Origin of the sequence: Paraconexibacter antarcticus (assembly GCF_024220175.1) — a bacterium.
GTDB classification, from domain to species: Bacteria; Actinomycetota; Thermoleophilia; order Solirubrobacterales; family Solirubrobacteraceae; genus Paraconexibacter; species Paraconexibacter antarcticus.
In genome coordinates, this window is record NZ_CP098502.1 from 3,009,789 (window position 1) to 3,029,931 (window position 20,143).

Here is a 20,143-nt window from a genome sequence, read left to right on the forward strand (position 1 = left end):
CATCCGAGCCGCGCCGCGTGCGCGGCCGACGGACGCCCGACCGTCCCGTGGGACCCGGCCCGGCCTGTAGCCTCCCGGCGGATGCGCAAGGCACTCTTCGCACTGGGGCTGGGGCTCAGCGTCGTCGTCTCCGGCGCCGCGATCGCGGGTGGTGACCTCGGTCCCAGCGTCGTCCTGGTGATGGGGATCGTGCTCGTCGGCGCCGTGGCGGCGCTCGGGATGTCGACCGAGCGGCTCGCGTGGCTGGCCGCGTGCCTGCTCGTCGTCACGATCCAGTGGAACGGGATCCGCGTGGCCGGTGGGGCGTTCGGCAACGTCTTCCTGGTGCTCGCGTTCGGCGGCATGGTCACCCACGCCGTCCTGGCCCGGCGCCCCGTGTCGGCTCCGCCGGCGCTCATGCTCGCGGGCCTGGCGTTTCTCCTCGCGGCGCTCCTCGCGATGATCTTTCCCGCCGGCTCGGGGCTGAACGACCAGGCGAACATCCAGCTCTCCTCGCGGCTGACCGCGCCCGTGTACCTCACGCACCGCTCGGACGTGCTCGCGCTCATCACCTTCGAGCTGTCGTTCATCGTGGTGCCACTCGTGCTCATCGCGGCGGGTTCCACAGCGCGCCGCTGCCGTCGCCTCATGGACCTTTGGACGGCCGGCGCCGTCGTCAACGCCTTCGTCGGGGTCACCGACACGCTCGGCATCGTCCACCTGTCGCCGTACGCGCTGTCGAGCGGAACCCGATCCTCCGCGCTCACGGTGCATCCGAACTATCTCGCGCTCGGCGCCTCGATGGCGATCCCGACCGCGATGGTGTGGATCGGCCGTTCGCCGCGGTGGACCCTGGCCGGGCTCGCCGCGCTGGCCACGCTGCTCGGCGGCGTGTACGCGTCGGGCTCGCGGGCCGGCGCGGTCGCCGCCGTCGTAGCGGTGGGCGTCACGGCCGTCGCGATCCCGCGGCTGCGGCGCCGCACGTTGCTCGTCCTCCCGGCCCTCGGGATGCTCGGGATCGTGGTCCTCTTGTTCACGAGCACGGGCGACCACATCCTGCACCAGGTCCGGCTGGGCGGCAGCGGCGCCGTCGACCTCACGATCCAGGGCAGCAACTTCCAGCGACACCAGGCAGCGCACGTCGGCCTGGCGCAGTTCCGGGCCCACCCGGTCGCCGGTGTCGGCTTCTCGGTCATCGCAGACGCACACAACATCTACCTCGAGCTCCTCGCTTCCGGCGGTATCATCGCCCTCGTCGCCTTCCTCACGTTCCTCGGCGGCCTGGCGGATGCCATCCGCCGGGGGCTTGCAGGTGCCCAGCGCGCGGAGGTGGCCGCAGGCACCATCAGCGTCGCCGTCTGGCTCACCAACGGTGCCGCCGACAATCAGCTCGCCGACAAGTACCTCTACATCGTGCCGGGGCTGCTGTTCGCGATGGCCCGCGTGGCGCGGCGCGCGACCACGACGGGCGCCGGCGTCGACGCATCCGCGGATCTCGGCGAGTGTCCTGCGCCGACGGTCGCAGCCGACGATGGCCCGGCGCGCGTGCCGGTCCCCGCCTGAGCACGCCCCCGCCGCGCGCGCAGCTCGCCTCAGGCCTGCACGCGCGAGGTGTCGGCGGCGTAATAGCCGTAGTACCCCTCGCCGGTGTCCTTGACATCGGTGAGGACGAGCCCGGTCGGCCGGGCGGGGAGCCGGCCCAGTGCCTCGCGGGCGGCGTTCGCCTGATCGCGCGTGGACTGCTGCAGGCGCACGCAGAGCAGCACGCACGACACGTGGGGCACGATCTCCAACGTGTCGGCGACCGTCAGCAGCGGCGCAGTGTCGACGATGACGGTGTCGTAGACTGACGAGACCTCCTGCAGGAACGCGCGGAAGCGCTCGGACCCGAGCAGGTCGGCGGGCCGGGGAGGCGAGGACCCGGCGGTGATGCACACGAGCGGCTCCGCCCCCGGTCCGACGGGCGCGCCGCCGTCCGCCTCATCGGTTTGGACGATGCGGATGATCTCGCTCGGCTCCGCGTTACCGGTGAGGTAGTCCGAGAGCCCGGGGCCGTCGCTGAGCCCGAAGCGCCCGGCGAGCACGGGGCGCCGGAGGTCGCACTCGACCAGCAGCGTGCGCTTGCCCGCCGCGGCGCTCGCCATCGCGAGGCAGCTGCTGACGGTCGACTTGCCCTCCTGGGCCATCGCGCTCGTGACGAGGATGGTCCGCATCTCCTCGTCCGCGGCGAGGTAGCGCACGTTGTGGCGCAGGATCCGGAAGGACTCCTCGTCGGCGTCGGTGAGCGGCCCGAGCGTCTTGCGCTTCGGCCCCGGCACGTTGACGCTGCCCGCATGCCCCAGCGCCTGCGAGCGGATCTGGCCGACGACGGGGTAGTCGAGCTCGGCGGTCACGTCGGACGCGGCCCGGAGCCGGCGGTCGAAGGCGGCCCGCGCGAACGCGAGCGCGACGCCCAAAAGAAAGCCGAAGATGAGCGCCGCGAGCGTGTTTCGGACCGGACGGGGGGAGGACGGCGAGCCGGGGATCTGCGCCTGGTCGCTCACGGCGATCGGCTCCGCGACGGCGCTGAGCGACTGCAGGCGCGACAGCTGCGAGATGTAGATCGCGCGCGTGTTCGCGTCCTTCGCGGAGTTCAGCTGCTTGAGCTTCCGGTTGAGCTTCGCCGCCGCCGAGGTAAAGCCCGCTCGCGTCTCGCGCGTGCTCAGGCGGGCGTCGGCCTCCGCGAACGCGTTGGCGACCTCGGCGGCGTCCCGCGCGTGGCGGGTCGTCGCCGTGACCTTCACGAGAAACGAGTTCGGGTCGATGCTCACCGAGACCTTGTTCTCGAGCGCGGACGGCGTCAGCCGGGACTTCAACTGCCGCTTCACGCGGGCGACGACCTCGGGCCGCGTCACCTGCGCGACATGCGCGGACGCGAGCTGCAGGGGGGTCTGCCCGCTGAGGAACCCGCCACCGAGCACCGAGAGCTCGGAGTTGACGTCCTTCACCTCGAGCGAGGCGGTGGCCTTGTAGTTCGGGGTCTGCAGGGCCGAGACGCCGAACGCCACCGCGGCGCAGGCGATGGCGACGAACGCGATGAGCAGGCGCCGCTGACGGAGAACCCGGACGTAGTCGCCGATGGTCGTCTCTTGTGGCTCTGTCGTCATGTCTCGCGGTTCCGGCGGGCAGAAGGCGCCGCTCCACCGCGTGCCGGGGCGCCGGCGCCGGGAGGCACGGCGCGGAGTGTCGGCCCGCAGGGAGAAGCAGGATCGCGCATCCTAACGGCCCGCATCAGCAGACCTCCCCGATGACCGCATCGAACCGCCGGGCGAAGCCTTCGGCGGTGTAGTGCTCGTGGGCCCAGGCCAGCGCGCGCTGCGAGCGCAGGCGCTGGTCCTCCGGGTCGGCCGCGATCCGGGCGACGGCCCGGGGAAGGGCGCCCGGATCGCTGCTGTCGACGACCCAGCCCGCGCCGGACGCCTCGACGATCCGCGCGACCTCACCGGCCGGGTTCACGGCAGCGAGCACCGGGAGCCCGTAGGCCATGAAGTTCATGAGCTTGGAGGGGATGTTGAACTCCCCGCCCTCGTGGTGCTGGGTCACGAGCCCGATGTCTGCCTGCTGCAGCTCCTGCTCGAGACGGTCGGAGCTCACGACGCCGAGCATCTCCACACGGTCGGTGGTGATCTGGGCACGGACGTCGTCCGCTGCGAGCCCGTTCCCCGTGATGACGAGCCGGACGTCCGGACCGGCGACGGCGGGGTCGGCCTCGAAGGCGCCGACCAGCGCGGTGAGGCCCTGGGAGAAGCCGATGTTGCCCATGCACAGGATGCGCGGCGCGCGGGACGACCGCTCGCGCACGGCGTCCACCGGCACGCGGGTGGCCGGGTCGTAGATGAGGCGCAGCTTGTCCGCCGGCACGCCCTTCGCGGTGAGGTTGTCCGTGAACGCGCTCGACAGGACGACGATCCGGTCGGCGTGGCGGTAGGCCGCGCGCTCGAGCCGACGGGAGGCGCGGATGACCTTGCTCTGCTCGTCGAGGAGCCCGGTGACCGCGGCCGCGTCCGGCAGGATGTCGTGAAGCCATAGGATCCACGGGGTCCGCCGGGCACGGTTGCCGACGATGGCCGGCAGCAGCGCGGGGAACGAGGGGGAGACGACGACGGCGACGTCGGGCCGGCCGAGCGCCGGGATCGCCGCAAACTGGGCGGCCATGAACGACGCCTCCTGCCGGACGCGCTCGCGCGCGGTGGAGCGCCCGATCCACAGCGGCAGCCGCAGGACGCGGATGCCCTCGCGCTCCTCCCGGTAGGGGAGGACCCGCGTGCCCCAGTCGGGCGATGGGTAGTGCGGATGCGCGGCGACGACGCTCACGTCGTGGCCGCGCGCCTGCATTGCCAGCGCCCACGTCCGGCTGACGGGCCCGATCCCGGTCGGCTCCGGGTCGTAGTTGTAGCTCCACAGCTGGATCCGGCGGGGTCGCACGGCAGCTTCCGGGCCGGTCATCGCCGCGGGGGCGTTCGTCTCGGCGAGGGCGCCCGGACGCGCCGGGCTCGAGGCCCGCTGGTCATGCATGACGGAAAGGCCGATCTGATTCGTTGGAGTTGACGGGCGCGCAGCAGGACATCGCGGTCACGCGCGGTGTCCTGGCGGATGTGGCGAGGGACGACGCTCAGGCTGCAGCGGCGATTGTCGCCGGGCGGCCGGACGCGACCTGCCGGTGGACCCAGCGGTACGTCTCCTCGAGCCCGTCGCGAAGCCGCGTCGAGGGCTCCCAGTCGAGGCGGTCGAGGATCATCGTGTTGTCGCTGTTGCGCCCGCGCACGCCCTTGGGCGCGCTGAGGTCGTACCGCCGCGTGACCGTGATGCCGGCGATGTCGGAGACGATGTCGATGAGCTGGTTGATCGTGACCATCTCGCTCGAGCCGAGGTTGATCGGGTCGAGGATGTCGGACGCCATGATCATCTGGCTGCCCCGGACGCAGTCATCGATGTACGTGAAGCTGCGCGTCTGCTCGCCGTCGCCCCAGACCTCGATCTCGTGGACGCCGGACAGGCTCGCCTCCGCCACCTTGCGGCAGATGGCCGACGGCGCCTTCTCGCGGCCTCCGGTCCAGGTGCCCCGGGGCCCGTAGACGTTGTGATAGCGGGCAATGCGCGTCTCGATCCCGAAGTCCTCGCGGAAGTGGCGGCACATCCGCTCGGAGAAGAGCTTCTCCCAGCCGTAGCCGTCTTCGGGCATGGCCGGGTAGGCGTCGCACTCCCGCAGCGGGGCGAGGTCGGCGACGAGCTGCTTGTCGGCTGCGTACACGCACGCCGACGAGGCATAGAAGAACCGCTGCCCGGAGCCGGTGAGCCGGCACGCCTCGAGCAGGTGCGTGTTGATGAGCACCGACAGCATGCACAGGGCCTTGTTGTTCTCGATGAAGCCCATGCCGCCCATGTCGCAGGCGAGGTTGTAGACCTCGTCGACGCCGTCGACCGCCTCACGGCAGCGATCGAGCAGCTGGAGATCGGCGACGACGTTCTCGGCCTGAGAATGCACCTGGTACCACTCGCTCAGCGGCTTGCGGTCCACCGCGCGGACCTCATGACCTTGTTGCAGCAGGCTCGAGACGAGCGCACCGCCGATGAAGCCGCCGCCACCGGCGACGAGAATTGCCTTGCCCATATGAGCCCCCTGTCAGTTCCCTGAAGCCGACTTCACCGCTCCCGGCGGTGATGAACGACGGCAGCATAACCAACGCGACGGCGCCACGATGCAGGTTTGGCTGCTGAGCCAAGTATTGCACGATTACCTACAAATCAGGTCTTCATGCGTTTCGTCAGGAGTTTCCGGAGCGCCAGCCGCTCGCTGTTGAACGCCGGCGTCGGGAAGTCCTCGAGTTCGACCCACGCGAACTCGGACTTCTCCGGCGAGAGGACGATCTCACCGTCCGGGCAGTGCCCGTGGTAGGCGATGTCGACCGTCCACTTGCCCCCGGGGCCGTACCGTCCGGTCCAGGCGCCGAACACCTCGAGGTCCGAGGCGTGCAGGCCGGTCTCCTCGGTGATCTCGCGGCGGATCGTCTCCTCGGGATATTCGCCGGCGTCGACGAAGCCGCCGGGCAGGTCCCATTCCCCGGACGCCGGCGCGTGTGCGCGGCGCAGCGCGAGGTAGCGACCGGAACCGTCACGCAAGAAGGCGAACGCCGTGACCGCGGGGTTCTCGTAGTGCACGTAGTGCCCGTCCGGGCAGGCCGGCAGGCCGGCGTCGTGTCCGTCGGTGATCGGGCGCAGCTCCTCGGCGCACGCAGGGCAATAGCGGAACTCCATCGCGCGGCAATATGCCACAGCGGCCCGCGGGGGCCGCCGCGCGTGATGCGTCAGCCGAGTGGGACCGTGATCGCGCGCGACCAGAGCATGCCCGGGCCGCCCGCGCGGATCCGCAGATTCCGGCCGGCCGTCCGGCGGACAGCGACCCGGGGGCCGCACGCGAAGGGCACCGCGTCGTCCACGCGGCACAGGAATCGGGTGGCGAGTGGATCGTCCGCGCTGACCCGGAGGCGCAGGCGGCCGCCCGACCGGGTGGCCTTGCCGACGCTCTTGACGGTGGGCGGCTGCAGTCGCCGGAGGTAGAGCTCGCGCGACGGCGGCGCCGGGAGCGGGGAGACGATGTTCGGGGCGGCGGAGATGAAGATCGCGGTACGCGCGTCGTCGGAGAGCTGTGCCGTCTGGAGGAGCTGCTTCACCGGCTCGGACCGCCGGCGCGCGCCGGAATCGGTCGCATTGATGAGGGACGTGGTGCCCGCGCGCACGTCGCGGACGAAGAGGTCCTCACGCGGGCCGTCCTGCGGGACGAGGTTCGACGCGAACGACTGGAAGGTCACGAAGCGGCCGTTCGGCGTGATCCGCGGCGTGATGGAGTCGTTGTTGCCCTGCACGTTCAGCGAGCTCGCGCTCACGAGCGTCGTGCGCTTGCGCCGTCGGTCACGTAGGTAGACGTCGGTGCGCTCGTTTGTGTCCTGCGCCGACAGCGACCGGGCGTCCGTGTCGAAGACGACGTAGCGTCCGTCGCCGCTGATGTCCGGGGCGGAGCGGAAGGGGGCGGCGATCGCGCGGTCCTGCTGCTTCCCGGAGGTCGCGACGGACACGCGCTCGGTGACGCCGCCCGCGTCGTGGACGAAGACGTCCGCGGCGTGGTTCGTGTCGTCCGGGACGAGGTTGCGCGCGGAGGACTGGAACGCGACGGACCCGCCGTCGGCGTCGATGGCCGGCCCGGACGATGGGCGGGTGCCCTGCTCCCCCGTGGACGAGACGCTGACGCGCCGGGTCGTGCGGAGGGCCAGGTCGCGCACGAAGACGTCGGCGACGCCGTTCGTGTCCCCGGCCACGAGGTTCGACGCGAGTGACGTGAAGGCGACGAACCGCCCGTCGGCTGAGACATCCGGCTCGAACGAGGGTCCGTTCGCCGGGCCGCCGTCGACGGCGACCGATACGAGCTGAGTCGCCCCGCCGCGGGTACGGACGAAGACGTCGGGCTGGCCGTCCGTGTCGCCCAAGACGAGGTTCGACGCGAGCGACGTGAAGGCGATCGTGAGTCCGTTGCCGGAGATCGACGGCGACAGCGACGCGCCGTTCGCCCCGGTCCCGTCGAAGGCCTCCGACACGATGCTGCGACCGGTGCCGTTGGTGTCCTGCCGGAAGACGTCGGGGATGGCCCCGTCGAGGTCTCCGAGGGCGGCGTCGGGGGCGGCCGTCGTGTAGGCGATCGCCGCACCGTTGCCGGACAGCACCGCGTCCAGGACCGGCTGCGTCAGCGGTGCCCCGAAGATCGAGGTGCTGAGCGTGACGGTCCGGTGCGGGACGGTGGCCGCGGCGGCCGGCGCGGTGAGGAGGGCGACGGCCAGGAGCGCCGTCGTGGCGAGCTTCGTGTGCGGCTGCATCAGGGGGTGCGGCCGGGGTCGCTCGCCGGGGCCGTGCCGGCGGGCTCGGCGGGGGCGGGTGCCGCCTGCGTGACCGCGGGGGGCGCCGTCTTCGTCGGGGTCTTCGTCGTCGTCGGCTTCACGGCCTGGGTGCGCGTCGGGGTAAGCGCCGTCGCCGCGGGGGACGGGGACGGCGGCGGCGTGACGACCGCGGCGGGGGCCACCGCCGGCGTGACCGCGGGCGAGGTCGCGCGTCCCGTCGCGGGCCGCGCGGCGGCGCGACGGGCCGCAGCGCGACGGGCGGCGGCGCGTCGGGCGGCGGCGCGTCGGGCGGCGGCACGACGCTTCGCGCGGGCCCGGGCGGCGCGCGCCTTCCGGGCAGCGCGCCGGTCGGCCGCGGCGCGACGGGTGACGCTCTCGGGCGACGGGGCGGGCGCGGCGGTGGTCGTGGTCGAGGCCGGCGCGGAGGCGGCGGCGCTCGCCGCCGGGTGCGAGCCCGACGAGCCGGAGCCGGCAGCGGCGATGGCGAAGGCCACGACGAAGGCCGTGACGACGACGCCGACGGCGGCGGATACCCGGGGCCGGAGACGGATCGCCTGGCCGGCGCGCCCGGGCCCGGGCCGCGGCGCGGCGGCCACCGCGGCGTCTGCGGCCGGCGCGTCCGCGCTCGGAACATGCGCCGTGTAGGCCGAGGCGCCCGCGAGTCCCGGAGGGTCCGCGGCGCGTCCGGCGGGAAGCCAGGCCGACGGTCCACCCGAGGGCGGCGCCTCGGACGCCGCCGCGACGGGCGACAGCGCGTCGCCCGTCGGGAGGGCAGGGGTCCTGTCCGCGGGCAGCCAGCGCGCGGCGGCGGGAAGGTCGGTCGTCTCGGAGAGGTCGCTCATCGGATGCTCGTCACGCCCCCGTACGCCGCAGGATGACGACGACCGTGCGCAGGGCGAGCTTGAGATCGTTCCACAACGACCACTCGGCCACGTACAGGTAGTCGAGTTTCACCATCTCGTCGAACGGGACGTTCTGCCGGCCCATGACCTGCCACGGGCCGGTGAGCCCCGGGGTCAGGTCGAGCCGCGCACGGTGCCAGCCGAGGACGGCGTCGCTCTCCTCGCGGATGAGCGGGCGGGGGCCGACGATGCTCATCTCGCCCCGGAGGACGTTGAAGAACTGGGGGAGCTCGTCGAGGCTCGTGCGCCGCAGGAAGCGCCCGATCGGCGTGACGCGCGGGTCCATGGCGATCTTGAACATCGGGCCTTCACCGACCTCGTTGAGGTGGCGGAGCGTCGCCTTGAGCAGCTCAGCGTCCTCGACCATCGTGCGGAACTTGTACATCTGGAACGGCTGCTGCCCGCGCCCGATCCGCTCCTGCCGGAACAGCGCCGGCCCGCCGGTCGTCAGCCGGACGGCGAGCGCGATGAGGCCCATGACCGGTGAGAGGACCACGAGCAGCGTCGTCGCGCCGGCGAGGTCGGTGAGGCGCTTGGCCGCCCTCGCCCCCCGTGAGCGCACCGGTCCGCGGAGGCCGAGCAGCGTCAGGCCCTCGATGTCGTGCATGTCCACGCGGTTGCCGATCACCTCAAACAGGCGCGGGACAACGTCGATCTTCAGCCGCAGGCGCTTGCAGCGACGGATCGCGTCGAGCATCTCGTCGTGGGGGACGGACGAGAAGGCGATCACGACGCGGTCGACGTCGTACTCCTCGACGACCTCCTCCACGTCGGAGAGCGTGCCGAGCAGGCGGGGCCCGCCGCCGATCATGGGGCGGCCTTCGTCGCCGGCGTCCAGGCATCCGACCACCTGGAGGCCGAACTCGTCGTGCTTCTGGATCTTCGTCGCGACAAGGCCCGCGATGTGGCCGGATCCGAGGACGAGCACCCGCTCGGCGGCGGTGTTGCAGCGCACGATCGCGCGGGTGACCTTGCGGAAGCCGGGGAGGAGGACGCAGGCGAGCGCCCAGGCCCACGTCACCGGTGCCGTGTCGCCGGTGATGCCGAAGCCGCTGATCACGATCGTGAGCGCCGCCGCGAACGCTAGGGCCTGGAGGAGCTTGGGGATCTCGTCGAGCGTGCTGGCGCGGATCACGACGCCGTCCCGCGCGTAGAGGCCGCACACCTGCAGCAGCAGGAGGGCGAGGACCGAGAAGAGCGCGAGCGCCTCGGCGTTGCCGCCCGCGGCGGTCGCGAGCACCGTCCCGCCGATCGCGACGGCGAGCCCTGCGACGTCCGACCCGCGGAGCGCCCGGCGCATAATCCCGTCGCGGGGCGAGGGGGCGGCCGGGACGAGCAGCGTCGGGGTCTGCGCGAACGGTCCCGGGTCCGCGATCGGGTCGACGTGAGCCTCAGCCCCTCGCGACGTCGCATGCCCCAGCCCGATATCGGCCACTACGGTCCCCCGGTCATCCATTGGCGTGCCCCCCAAGGTCGTCGTGCCCAACGTTATCGGCCGACTGCGACGAATATGTTGCTGAATCAGGGATTGCGGTGCGCCGGCACACCGCGCGCCGCGGCGTACGCCTCGATGAGCGCTGTCGCCCGGGCCGCCGCGTCGTTCGCGGCGGCCCACGCCTGCAGCTCCCGGGCCCGCGAGGCGAGCTCCGGGCGCTCGAGCGCCAGGCCGACGGCGAGCCGGACGGTCTCCGCCGAGCAGTGCCGCCGGGGCACCCGCACACCGGCCCCCGCCCAGGCGACCCGGGCGGCGTTCTCGTTCATGTCGCCGGCGGCCGGGACGGCGACGACGACGCAGCCGCTGGCGAGCGCGCGGACCATCGTGCCGTGACCGGCGTGGCTGACGACGGCGGCGCAGTGGGGCATCGTCCGCGCGTAGGAGAGCCAGTCGACGAGGCGCGTGTTCGCCCCGACGACGGGGTCCGGGCCAGGGGCCGCGTGGCGGTTCGTCGTCGCGAGCACGCGCACGGGCAGGTCCGCAAGCCCCTCGAGCGCCGCGCGCAGCAGCGTCCCCTCGCGGTCCTGCGCGGTCGACGGCGCGACGAGCACGAGCGGCAGCGCGGGGTCGCCGAAGCCGAGGTCGACGTCGTCCGCCGACGGCTCCCAGAGGAGCGGGCCGACGACGTGGGCGTTCGGCGCCGAGGCGGCGGTGCGCGGGTATTCGAGCTGCGGGAACGTCCCCACGAGGCAGAGGCCCCGGCTGAGGCCGCCGTGGACGTGGTCGAGGGCGGGGAGACCGAGCCGGCGGCGGGTCCCGTTCAGCTCGGCGCGCCCGGCCTGTAGACCCCGCTCGAGGAGCGGATCGAGCAGGCCCCAGGCCGCACGCCCGGCCGGTGTCCGCGGGAGGCGCGCCCCGACCGAGTAGGGCGGGAAGCCCGGCGCGGGGCGGGGATCGACGTGGGGGATGAGCGTCGCGACCGGGATGCCCTCGAGCTCGGCGGCGAGGGCCGGGGCGAGCGTGAGGATGTCCTGCACGACGACGTCGGGACGCAGCGCGCGGACGAGCTCGCGCGTGTGGACCGTCGCCCGCGCGACCGCCTCGTACGGCTTGAGGTAGCGCCCCTCCGTCGGGAAGACGTCGTACTCGGGCGCGGCCGCGAACGCGAGCCCCTCGGCCTCGACCTCGCCACGCCACCGCTGCCACGTCTCGAGCGTGACGTCGTGCCCGGCGCGGCGGAGGCCGACGCCGAGCGCGATCATCGGGAACGTGTGGCCGGGGTCGCCGAACGCCCCGAGGAGGACCTTCACGCAGCCGGCGTCACGACATGAGCTCGGCGACCTTGCGCAGCTGCTCGAGCCGCCCGTCCTTCGTCCACGCCATCGGGGAGACGCCGAGCGTGTGGACGCCCGCGTCCTTGTAGGCCGCCAGGCGCTCGCGCACGTGGTCGGCGGGTCCGCAGATGGCGACGGTGTCGATGAGCGCGTCCGGGATCGCCGCGGCCGCCTCGTCCTTCTTGCCCGCGAGGTAGAGGTCCTGGATCTCCTCGGCGGCCTCCTCGAAGCCGTAGCGGTGCACGAGCTGGTTGTAGAAGTTCTGCTTCTTCGAGCCCATGCCGCCGATGTACAGGCCGAGGAAGGGCCGCATGAGGTCGCGCGCCTCCTTCATGTCGTCCCCGACGAAGACCTGGACCGACGGGGCGATCGCCACGTCGTCGAGCGTCTTGCCGTTCCCGGCGCGGTCGACGCCGACCTGGATCTCGTCGCGGATGACGTTCACGTGCTCGGGGGAGAAGAGCGTCGGGATGATGCCGTCCGCCACCTCGGCCGCGAGCTGCGTGTTCTTCGGGCCGATCGCGGCGATGTAGATCGGGATCCGGTCCTGGACGGTCGAGATCGTGAGCTTCAGCGCCTTGCCGGGGCCGTCGGGGAGCGGGAGGTCGATCGACTCGCCGTGGAACTCGACGCGCTCACGCGCGAGCGCCATGCGCAGGACCGCGACGTACTCCCGGGTGCGTTGCAGCTGCTTGGCGAAGCGGACGCCGTGCCAGCCCTCGGAGACCTGCGGGCCGGACGAGCCGATGCCGAGGATGAAGCGTCCGTCGGAGAGCTGGTCGAGCGTCGCGGCCGTCATGGCCGTCATCGCGGCCGAGCGCGCGGGCATCTGCAGGATGCCCGAGGCGATCTTGATCGTCGTCGTCTGGCCCGCGATCCAGCCGAGGATCGTCGCGGCGTCGGACCCGTAGGCCTCGGCGGTCCACACCGAGTCGTACCCCAGGCGCTCGGCCTCCTGGACGATCTCGAGCTGATCCTCACGCGTGAGGCCGAGGCCCCAATAACCGATGTGCACACCGAGCTTCATGCAAGACCTCATTCATGGGGAGGGGAAATGCTTGGGATTCGGACGACCTGCGCGTAGGGTTCGCGGCAGGAGGCGCCCTTCCCGACCAGGGCGCGCAAGCCTACCTATGCGAAGCCGACGCTCACCCAACGACGATCTCCGCCTGGCGATCGACTGCCTGCCGGCCGTGACCCGCGAGGCCATGCTCGTCGGCATCGCCAGCAACGAGATCATCGCGGGGGCGTACTCCGACCGCGACGGCGGCGTCTGCCCGATGCTCGCCGCCCACCGCTGCGGCGGCCGCACGAACTTCATCTCCTTCGCGAAGGCGTGGGACGCGTTCACCGGCGTCAAGCGCGCCCGCCGCGCCACCGAGCGTGAGATCCGCATCCTCCGCACGCACCTGGAGGCGAGTCTCGCCGCCGAGCTCGACTGCCCGCCGAGCGACCTCGGGGCCGCGATCCGCGAGCACCAGACGGTCGCCCGCGAGCGCCGTCACGTCGAGGCGACCGAGCTGCCGCCGCTGTCCTCGGTCATCGAGGAGCACCAGGCCGCGGCCCGCGACCGCCGGGCCCGCGAGGCCGCCGAGAGCGGGAGCTGGGGCTTCCTGCGCACGCGCCGCGAGGACCGCGACGCGCAGCGGGCGCTCGAGCGCCTGGAGCGCGAGACAGAGACCGCGGCCGCGCCCTCGCGCGACCGCGATCGCGACCTCACCCACGCGTAGGGCGGGCGCTCCGGCGCGCCGCCGCCCGGTCAGCCGGGGAGGGCCTCGAGCCCTCCCGCCGGCTGCTCGAAGCGGATCTCGGGGACGACGCAGCCCGTCGAGGTCCGCAGGAGGAAGCGCACGCCCTCGGCGATGTCCGTGGGCGTGATCATCGTCTCGGCCGGGACGTGCTCCTTGACGAAGTCGGTCATCGGCGTGTCGACGAAGCCGGGGCAGAGCGCGGTGCTCTTGATGCCCGCGGTCGCGAGCTCCTTGTTCATCGCCTGCGTGTAGCCCACGACGCCGTGCTTCGTGGCGGAGTAGACGCCGAGCCAGGCCTCGCCGCGGATGCCGCTGATCGACGACGTGTTCACGACGAGCGCGTTCTTGTGCTCGGCGCCCGCCGCACGCAGCATCGGCATCGCCGCGCGGTAGAACAGGAAGATCGCGCGGAGGTTCGTGTTCAGCTGGATGTCGACCTTCTTCGTCGTGAGCGCGTCCACGGGTTCGCCCATGCCGATGCCGGCGTTGTTCACGAGGACGTCGAGGCGGCCGTACGTCGCCTCGTGGGCGGCGACCACGCCGTTGATGACGTCCTCGTCGCCGAGGTTGCCCGCGACGTGCTCGACCGTGTAGCCCTTGGCCCGCAGGCCGTCCGCGGCGGCCTCGAGCTTGTCGGGGCGACGGGCCGCGACGGTCAGCGCATAGCCCTCCTGACCGAGCATGTCGGCGATCGCCAGCCCGATCCCGCTCGATGCGCCCGTCACCAGTGCTGCTCGTTCTGCCATGCCTGTCGCTCCTGAAGGTCGTGGGTCGGGGCCTATCCAACCAGACGACGCCGACCCCGCCGCCCGCGCCTCCGGCAGAGCGGGCGGACAGCCGGGGACCGGCGTGCAGGACGTCCAGTCGTGGCAGGATGCCCGCCGATGATCCACGCCCGTCGCCCCGCCGTCGTCCTCGCGGCCGCCCTCACCGTGCTCGCGACCGCGACGGGCTGCGGCAGCTCGTCGGGCGGCGACACGGCGTCGGTGCCCGCGCAGCCGAAGCCGTCGGGCGGCATCTCCGACTTCCCGAAGTCGGCGGGCCACACCCTTGCCGAGCTCCAGGCGCGCCTGCCCGCGGGCCCGGTCTTCGCCCCGACGGTCTCCGTCCTCCGGGCCGGGACCGACCGCGTCGGCTTCGGGCTCTTCGACGTCGCGCACAAGCAGATCGCCGGCGCCGCGGCCGCGTTGTACGTCGCGAACGCCGACGGCTCCAAGATGCGGGGCCCGTACATCGCCCGGTCCGAGTCGCTCGCGGTCAAGCCGGCGTTCGAGAGCCGGACGACGGCGCAGGATCCCGACGCGGCGAAGGCCGTCTACGTGGCCGACGTCCCGTTCCCGCGGAAGGGCCGGTACGCGGTGCTGGCCGTCGTGCGCGTGGATGGCCGGCTGCTCGCCACGTCCGGCTTCACGCTCAGCGTGGGGGCCAAGGGGGCGCTGCCGCCCGGTCCCGGGGACCGCGCGCCTCGCGTCCACACCCCGACCCTCGCATCGGTCGGCGGCGACGCGGCGAAGATCACGACGCGCAACCCGCCCGACCTCCCGCTGCTGAAGACCGACCTGGCGAGCGTCCTCGGCAAGCGCCCCGTCGTCCTGACCTTCGCGACGCCGCAGCTGTGCGTCAGCCGGGTCTGCGGCCCGGTCGTCGACGTCGCCGAGCAGGTCGCCTCCGAGTTCTCCGGCCGGGTCACCTTCATCCACAACGAGATCTACAACGAGAACGACACCTCGAAGGGCTTCCGGCCCCAGGTCCGCGCGTACCGGCTGCCGACCGAGCCCTGGACCTTCGTCATCGACCGGCACGGCCGCGTGTCGGCCGCGATCGAGGGGGCCCTCTCGGTCGGGGAGCTGAAGCGCGCCGTCGCTAAGGTCGCGGGCACGTAGCCCGCGCCGCCCGCCGCAGTACCGTTCCCCGCGTCGGACGCGGCCCTGTCGCCGCGCCGCGGGGCGGTAGCTCAATGGTCAGAGCCGCGGACTCATAATCCGTCAGATCCTGGTTCGAGTCCAGGCCGCCCTACTAAATTTTGCCTGCAAACCCGCATGATCGGCGGCAGTCGCTGATCTGCACGGGTACCAGTTGGGTACCAGTTCGGCTTTACGGCTTGAGCTGACAGCGGCAGGAATCCCCCGAGGTCGGGCGTATCGTTCACGCGGCACCCCGGGTAGATTCGACCGCAGACCTCCGCCGATGACCGAACCAGTCCGCACACCATCGCTCCGCTCCGCCCGTGAAGAACTCGACGAGGACCGGTTCGCCGAACTCGTGATCTACATCGCCGGGAAGCTGCAGGACGACCCGAGTTTCGGGGACACGAAGCTCAACAAGACGCTGTGCTTCTGCGACTTCACCGCCTTCGCGACCCTCGGGCACACCATCACCGGGGCCCAGTACCACCGGCAGCCCAGGGGACCTCTAGCGCGCCCGCTCCCGAGGATCCGCGACGAGCTCATCGCCGCCGGTGACGTCACCGTCGAGATGAAGAAGGTCTACACGCACTCAAGGCGGGTCACCACGCCGACCCGCGAGGCTGACCCATCGGTGTTCTCGCATGAGGAGCTCGAGATCATCGACGACGTCATCCGGCAAGTCCGGCCGCACAACGCCACGTCGATCAGCGAGGTTTCACACCGCATCATTGCGGGCTGGACCGTCCTCGACGACGGCGAGACCATCCCGCCCGAGACGCTCTTTGTCGACACCGCTCCGTTCTCGGCCGACGAACGCGCCCTCGCCGGCCACCTGGCCGCGAAGCACGCCCGCTGACCGATAGTCCCGCGCCGTGTGGTCGATCAACCAGACGGCCGAGTTCAAGAAGAACGCCCTTCAACTCGACGCCAGCCACAAGCGCTTCGTCGACTGCTTCTCCGGCATCCTCACGATCCTCGCCCGCGACCCGTACGAGTTCTCGATCCCAGCCTTCCAGGATCAGGAGTCGCGCGTCCTGCGCAGCCGCCGGTTCATGGACGGCTTCACGGTGTTCGTTGGCTTCGAGGTCGACGACGACACCGAGACCGTGCTCCTCACGTGGATCGAGCGTGTCCCCAACGCCGCACACGACCCGTTCGAGGACGAGCCCGACCTTCCCGACGCAGACCCCTGGTGAGCAGCGCGCACGGCGGCCGCTCGACATCGAGCGCGGAGGCATGCCGCGAGACGATCAGAGCTTCATGGAGCCGACCGGTCCCAAGAGCAAAAGGCCGAGGATCGTCACGACGAGCACGATGACGAGCCCTCGCCCTCCGAGGGCGCCGAAGAACTCGCCGAACATCACGATCACGAGACCGATCGCACCGACCGCCAAGAAGCCGCCGACGAACAGGTAGATCACCAGCTTTCCCACCGTCAATGCCCCGAGCACCGGCGCATTGTAGGACGAAATCTTGCTGGCGCCCATGGCACTCGCCCGAAAACGCGGAAGCCATGGGACTCGTGACGCGAACCACTTCCGCGCTCGGCTGAGCAAGAACGGCCAGCCAAAGTACCGTCCGACGCGCCCACTAGTTTCCCAACTGCGTACATCGCCGCCGTGAACACGGCGCCGTGACGGGCGGCAAGAGCTTCGGCTCCACTCCAGCCCCGAGGACATACCTGGATCAACCGGCACGCACCGGCCAGGGACCCCAGCTCCACGTCCTCGAGGTCGCCGTGCTCAGCCCTCCCGCATCGCCTCACCCTCTCGCCGCAGCCCGCAAGGATCGCGGCCTCACGCAGTTCGAGCTCGCCATCCGCGCCCAGGTGCAGCCGGCGACGATCAGCCGCATCGAACGCGGCTGCCACCTCCCGCGCGTCGACACCGGACTCCGGATCGCCGCCGCCGTCGAGACGCCCGTCCGGGACTTGTGGCCGATCATCGCCGACCGCAAGGCCACCGCCTGAACGATGGCCTGGCCGACACCCGACGCAGGCGGCTCCCGGACGGTCGAGCCCCGCACGAAGCACCGCAGCAAGCGCAAGCCGCGCGCCGCTGACGCACGCCGGCTCGCCCGCCGCATCGAAGAGGCGAGCGCCGAGCTACGGGCTCACGACGCCGGCCCACGAGAGACGACATCGACCCGGCTCCAGGCGATGCACGCCGACAAGCGCGCGATGCGCCGCGACATCTACGCCGACGCCCCGCAACTCGAGGGCAGCCGCACCTACCGGACCCAGCCGAGGACCGGCTCATGACCCGCAACCCGAACGCGTCCATGAACGAACCGAGGCCCCGGGCTAACGGGACCTCGGAGAAAGGCGATCGTGTCCTCATACGCGACCAGCCCCCACTCCTCGGAGGGTAACACCGCCCTCGGCGGAGAATGCCGCCTCTGCGGCCGCCCGCTCGGGCCCCGCAGCCGCCGCTACCACGCCGCCTGCCACCGAGCCCGCCCCGCCGCCAAGTACTCCCGGCCCGCTGCCCGCCGACGCGCTGTGCAGCTTGTCGCCCGCGAGGCCGTCGCTGGCTTCGACGTCGCGACCGTGCACCCCAACCGCAAGGCGGCCACGTGAGCACCTCGCTGACCGTGAGAGAAGCTCGAGCGCAGATCGTGCTCGAGGCCATCCTCCGCCACCCCGGACAGGTCCACACCCGGAACGACATCCGCGGCCTCTCCAACTTCGACCGATGGGGCGACGACATCTTCTCGGCCGCCGTCGACGACCTCGTCCGCGACGGCCGCCTCACCGAGGCTGCCAGCGGCCTCCGCCTCTCACAGCAGGTGCCCGCATGACCAACGCCACCACCGGCCTGCCCCTCCTGCAGGCCAGCATCCGACCGCCGCTCGCCGCCGCCGAAGCACACGTCCTGCTGCGACACATCGCCGACGACAGGGACGGACGGCAAGACCTCGACGAGAGCAACCGGGCACACCTCGCCATCCGAGGCCTCGACCGAACCGCCGTCGACCGCGCCATCAACAACCTCGTCCGCACCGGCCTCGCCGAGCTCCACGCCGACCGCGGCTGCGTCGAACTCGTCCCCACCGAAGCCGGACTCGCCGCCATCACCCGCCTCAGGCTCGTCCGAAGCGAGGCCGCGTGACCGCTCCTACCACGATGCCGCTCGAGCACGTCAACGGCCACGACGAGGACCCGACGACAACGCTACGCCGACAGACCGGCACGCTCCTGAGCCTCATCAGCGAGACGGGACACGCACCCTCGCGAGAGATGCTCGCCGGTCTCGTCGCGTCGCATATGGCCCACATCCACGGGCACGACCTCAACCCCGACCAAGTCGCTGCCGTCGCCGCCGAGGTCGCACACACCGAACCCGCCGACACCGCCAGACAACCCGCCGAATGGCTCATCAGCGGGCCCGCGCTGCTCGCCGGCGACAGCACCGAACCGGACTGGCTCATCGAAGGCCTCGTCGGCGCCGGCGGCCTCCTCGCCGTCCAGGGCTACGCCAAGACGGGTAAGACGTGGATCCTCCTTGAGATCGCCATCGCGGTCGCCACCGGCCGCCCTGCCTTCGGCGCCCACGCCGTCGCCCCCGGTCCCGTGATTCTCGTCCTCGAGGAATCCCCTCAGCGCGACACCGCCCGCCGCCTCTCGAAGCTCATCCGAGGCCACGCCCAGGCAGGCGACGACCTGCACAACCTCAACGTGGCGAGCAACGCCGGCGTCCGCCTCAGCGACCCCACGTGGAGGGCCAGCATCGAGGCCGCCGCCGAAGCGATCAAGCCGGTCCTCATCGCCTTCGACCCCCTCGCCCGCGTCAAAGGCGACGCCGACGAGAACGAACAGACCGAGGTCCAGGCCATCACCGCGTGGATGGCCGACCTGCGCACCAAGTTCCGCTGCACCGTCGGCTTCGCCCACCACACCGGCCACGCGGACAAGGGCCGCATGCGGGGCAGCTCCGACCTCGAGGCCTGGTGGTCCTCCAAGGTCGAAGTCCAGACCAAGGACAGCAAGTGGCAGGTCCGCGGCCGCCACCGCGAGGCCGAAGACGGCCAGTGGGCAACCATCACCAAGGACTACGACTCCACCTCGGACTCCATGAAACTGACGATCGACGGCAAGCCCGTCGACCCCATCGCCACCGCCCGCGGCCGGATCCTCCAAGCCTTCCGCGACCACGACCACGGCGACGGACTCAGCAAGACCGAGGTCAACGAGCTCGTCACCGGACGCGCAGAAACCATCCGCAGCGTCTTCGACGCCCTCCTCGAGACCGGCCAGATCACGCCACACGGCCGCCGCTACACGCTCTCACCGGACCACCTGAACTTCCCGTCCCACAGGGCGGACGAGACACCCCCGTCCGAGCACGCGGACGAACGGGACGACGCAAGCCGCAAACCCCTTGAACACAGGGGGACCGACCCGTCCGGACACGGGGACGATCCCGCGACGGCAAACCCGTCCCGTCCCGACCCCTTTAGGGGGGTCGGGACGGAAGGACGGGTGGAGGACGAAAACCACCCCTCGGACACCGCCCTCGTGAACACGATCGCGGCCACCTTCGACGCTGAGGAGGGGATCTCGTGAGCGGCCACGCCCGTGGCCTTCAGGCCCCTCACGCTCCCGAGTCGGATTCACACCGAGTGGCGGCGCGTCTGCTGACGGCTGATGAGCTCGCTGAGCGGTGGCAGGTGTCGAAGGCGCACGTGTACCGGCTGGCGCGTGAAGGGCGGATCCCGACGGTGCCGATCGGTCGGTACTACCGGTTCCGGGTGTCGTCGATCGAGGCGTGGGAGGCGGCGCAGGATGGGTGCGATCGGATGGTTACTCCGTCAGGTGTGCCGATGAACACTGGGCCGGACGCGGGCGGGTACCGAGACGAGTACCGGGGGGCCGCGTGATGCCGGGTCTGAGCGGTGATCCGAGTCGGCGG

At 71.7% G+C, this 20,143-nt stretch carries 22 protein-coding genes and 1 tRNA gene; 12 read left to right on the forward strand and 11 right to left on the reverse strand.

Annotated elements, in window-relative coordinates:
- The first annotated feature begins 81 nt into the window (after positions 1 to 81).
- On the forward strand, positions 82 to 1,542 hold the full coding sequence (locus tag NBH00_RS14745; RefSeq protein WP_254569353.1) for an O-antigen ligase family protein: 1,461 nt from the start codon (positions 82 to 84) through the stop codon (positions 1,540 to 1,542).
- Between the two features lie 29 nt (positions 1,543 to 1,571).
- Here the strand turns inward: NBH00_RS14745 and NBH00_RS14750 are convergent, their stop codons facing one another.
- From NBH00_RS14750 to NBH00_RS14790, 9 genes are all read right to left on the reverse strand, one after another.
- Complete coding sequence (locus NBH00_RS14750) at positions 1,572 to 3,125, reverse strand: tyrosine-protein kinase domain-containing protein (protein WP_254569354.1); 1,554 nt, start codon at positions 3,123 to 3,125, stop codon at positions 1,572 to 1,574.
- Between the two features lie 124 nt (positions 3,126 to 3,249).
- Complete coding sequence (locus tag NBH00_RS14755; protein ID WP_254569355.1) at positions 3,250 to 4,533, reverse strand: glycosyltransferase family 4 protein; 1,284 nt, start codon at positions 4,531 to 4,533, stop codon at positions 3,250 to 3,252.
- A 97-nt stretch (positions 4,534 to 4,630) separates the two neighbouring features.
- Positions 4,631 to 5,629, reverse strand: coding sequence for an NAD-dependent epimerase/dehydratase family protein (locus NBH00_RS14760; RefSeq protein ID WP_254569356.1), 999 nt, complete (start codon positions 5,627 to 5,629; stop codon positions 4,631 to 4,633).
- A gap of 134 nt (positions 5,630 to 5,763) precedes the next feature.
- A complete protein-coding gene (locus NBH00_RS14765) occupies positions 5,764 to 6,273 on the reverse strand; it encodes an NUDIX hydrolase (RefSeq protein ID WP_254569357.1) in 510 nt (169 codons plus the stop codon).
- A gap of 50 nt (positions 6,274 to 6,323) precedes the next feature.
- A complete protein-coding gene (locus NBH00_RS14770; RefSeq protein WP_254569358.1) occupies positions 6,324 to 7,883 on the reverse strand; it encodes a TolB family protein in 1,560 nt (519 codons plus the stop codon).
- Positions 7,883 to 8,746, reverse strand: coding sequence for a hypothetical protein (locus NBH00_RS14775; RefSeq protein WP_254569359.1), 864 nt, complete (start codon positions 8,744 to 8,746; stop codon positions 7,883 to 7,885). The genes NBH00_RS14770 and NBH00_RS14775 overlap by 1 nt, the downstream gene beginning before the upstream one ends.
- 10 nt (positions 8,747 to 8,756) lie before the next feature.
- Entirely contained in the window at positions 8,757 to 10,241 is a 1,485-nt protein-coding gene (locus NBH00_RS14780) for a sugar transferase (protein ID WP_254569360.1), read from the reverse strand.
- 86 nt (positions 10,242 to 10,327) lie between these two features.
- A complete protein-coding gene (locus NBH00_RS14785; protein ID WP_254569361.1) occupies positions 10,328 to 11,551 on the reverse strand; it encodes a glycosyltransferase in 1,224 nt (407 codons plus the stop codon).
- Between the two features lie 10 nt (positions 11,552 to 11,561).
- Complete coding sequence (locus NBH00_RS14790) at positions 11,562 to 12,602, reverse strand: LLM class F420-dependent oxidoreductase (RefSeq protein WP_254569362.1); 1,041 nt, start codon at positions 12,600 to 12,602, stop codon at positions 11,562 to 11,564.
- Between the two features lie 166 nt (positions 12,603 to 12,768).
- On the opposite strand from NBH00_RS14790, the gene NBH00_RS14795 reads away from it, so the two are divergent.
- Positions 12,769 to 13,305, forward strand: coding sequence for a hypothetical protein (locus tag NBH00_RS14795; protein WP_254569363.1), 537 nt, complete (start codon positions 12,769 to 12,771; stop codon positions 13,303 to 13,305).
- A gap of 29 nt (positions 13,306 to 13,334) precedes the next feature.
- On the opposite strand, the gene NBH00_RS14800 is transcribed toward NBH00_RS14795, so the two are convergent.
- On the reverse strand, positions 13,335 to 14,051 hold the full coding sequence (locus NBH00_RS14800) for an SDR family NAD(P)-dependent oxidoreductase (RefSeq protein WP_254569364.1): 717 nt from the start codon (positions 14,049 to 14,051) through the stop codon (positions 13,335 to 13,337).
- 159 nt (positions 14,052 to 14,210) lie between these two features.
- Here NBH00_RS14800 and NBH00_RS14805 point away from each other — a divergent pair, with 159 nt between their 5' ends.
- From NBH00_RS14805 to NBH00_RS14820, 4 genes are all read left to right on the forward strand, one after another.
- Complete coding sequence (locus NBH00_RS14805; RefSeq protein WP_254569365.1) at positions 14,211 to 15,209, forward strand: hypothetical protein; 999 nt, start codon at positions 14,211 to 14,213, stop codon at positions 15,207 to 15,209.
- A 60-nt stretch (positions 15,210 to 15,269) separates the two neighbouring features.
- Positions 15,270 to 15,342, forward strand: a tRNA-Ile gene (locus tag NBH00_RS14810).
- A 171-nt stretch (positions 15,343 to 15,513) separates the two neighbouring features.
- Complete coding sequence (locus NBH00_RS14815) at positions 15,514 to 16,089, forward strand: Panacea domain-containing protein (protein ID WP_254569366.1); 576 nt, start codon at positions 15,514 to 15,516, stop codon at positions 16,087 to 16,089.
- Between the two features lie 16 nt (positions 16,090 to 16,105).
- Positions 16,106 to 16,429: a hypothetical protein gene (locus NBH00_RS14820; protein WP_254569367.1), complete on the forward strand. Its 324-nt coding sequence runs from the start codon at positions 16,106 to 16,108 to the stop codon at positions 16,427 to 16,429.
- A 54-nt stretch (positions 16,430 to 16,483) separates the two neighbouring features.
- Here the strand turns inward: NBH00_RS14820 and NBH00_RS14825 are convergent, their stop codons facing one another.
- Positions 16,484 to 16,720, reverse strand: a complete 237-nt coding sequence (locus NBH00_RS14825) for a hypothetical protein (protein ID WP_254569368.1) — start codon at positions 16,718 to 16,720, stop codon at positions 16,484 to 16,486.
- Between the two features lie 146 nt (positions 16,721 to 16,866).
- Here NBH00_RS14825 and NBH00_RS14830 point away from each other — a divergent pair, with 146 nt between their 5' ends.
- From NBH00_RS14830 to NBH00_RS25535, 6 genes are all read left to right on the forward strand, one after another.
- Complete coding sequence (locus NBH00_RS14830; RefSeq protein WP_254569369.1) at positions 16,867 to 17,202, forward strand: helix-turn-helix transcriptional regulator; 336 nt, start codon at positions 16,867 to 16,869, stop codon at positions 17,200 to 17,202.
- A gap of 3 nt (positions 17,203 to 17,205) precedes the next feature.
- Positions 17,206 to 17,493 (forward strand): hypothetical protein, encoded by a 288-nt coding sequence (locus NBH00_RS14835; RefSeq protein ID WP_254569370.1) that lies wholly within the window; start codon positions 17,206 to 17,208, stop codon positions 17,491 to 17,493.
- Between the two features lie 314 nt (positions 17,494 to 17,807).
- Positions 17,808 to 18,032, forward strand: a complete 225-nt coding sequence (locus NBH00_RS14840; protein ID WP_254569371.1) for a hypothetical protein — start codon at positions 17,808 to 17,810, stop codon at positions 18,030 to 18,032.
- On the forward strand, positions 18,029 to 18,343 hold the full coding sequence (locus NBH00_RS14845; RefSeq protein ID WP_254569372.1) for a hypothetical protein: 315 nt from the start codon (positions 18,029 to 18,031) through the stop codon (positions 18,341 to 18,343). Before NBH00_RS14840 ends, NBH00_RS14845 begins: the two co-directional genes overlap by 4 nt.
- Positions 18,340 to 19,797: an AAA family ATPase gene (locus NBH00_RS14850; protein ID WP_254569373.1), complete on the forward strand. Its 1,458-nt coding sequence runs from the start codon at positions 18,340 to 18,342 to the stop codon at positions 19,795 to 19,797. Before NBH00_RS14845 ends, NBH00_RS14850 begins: the two co-directional genes overlap by 4 nt.
- A 56-nt stretch (positions 19,798 to 19,853) precedes the next feature.
- Positions 19,854 to 20,111: a helix-turn-helix domain-containing protein gene (locus tag NBH00_RS25535; RefSeq protein WP_367401256.1), complete on the forward strand. Its 258-nt coding sequence runs from the start codon at positions 19,854 to 19,856 to the stop codon at positions 20,109 to 20,111.
- The last annotated feature ends 32 nt before the right edge of the window (positions 20,112 to 20,143 follow it).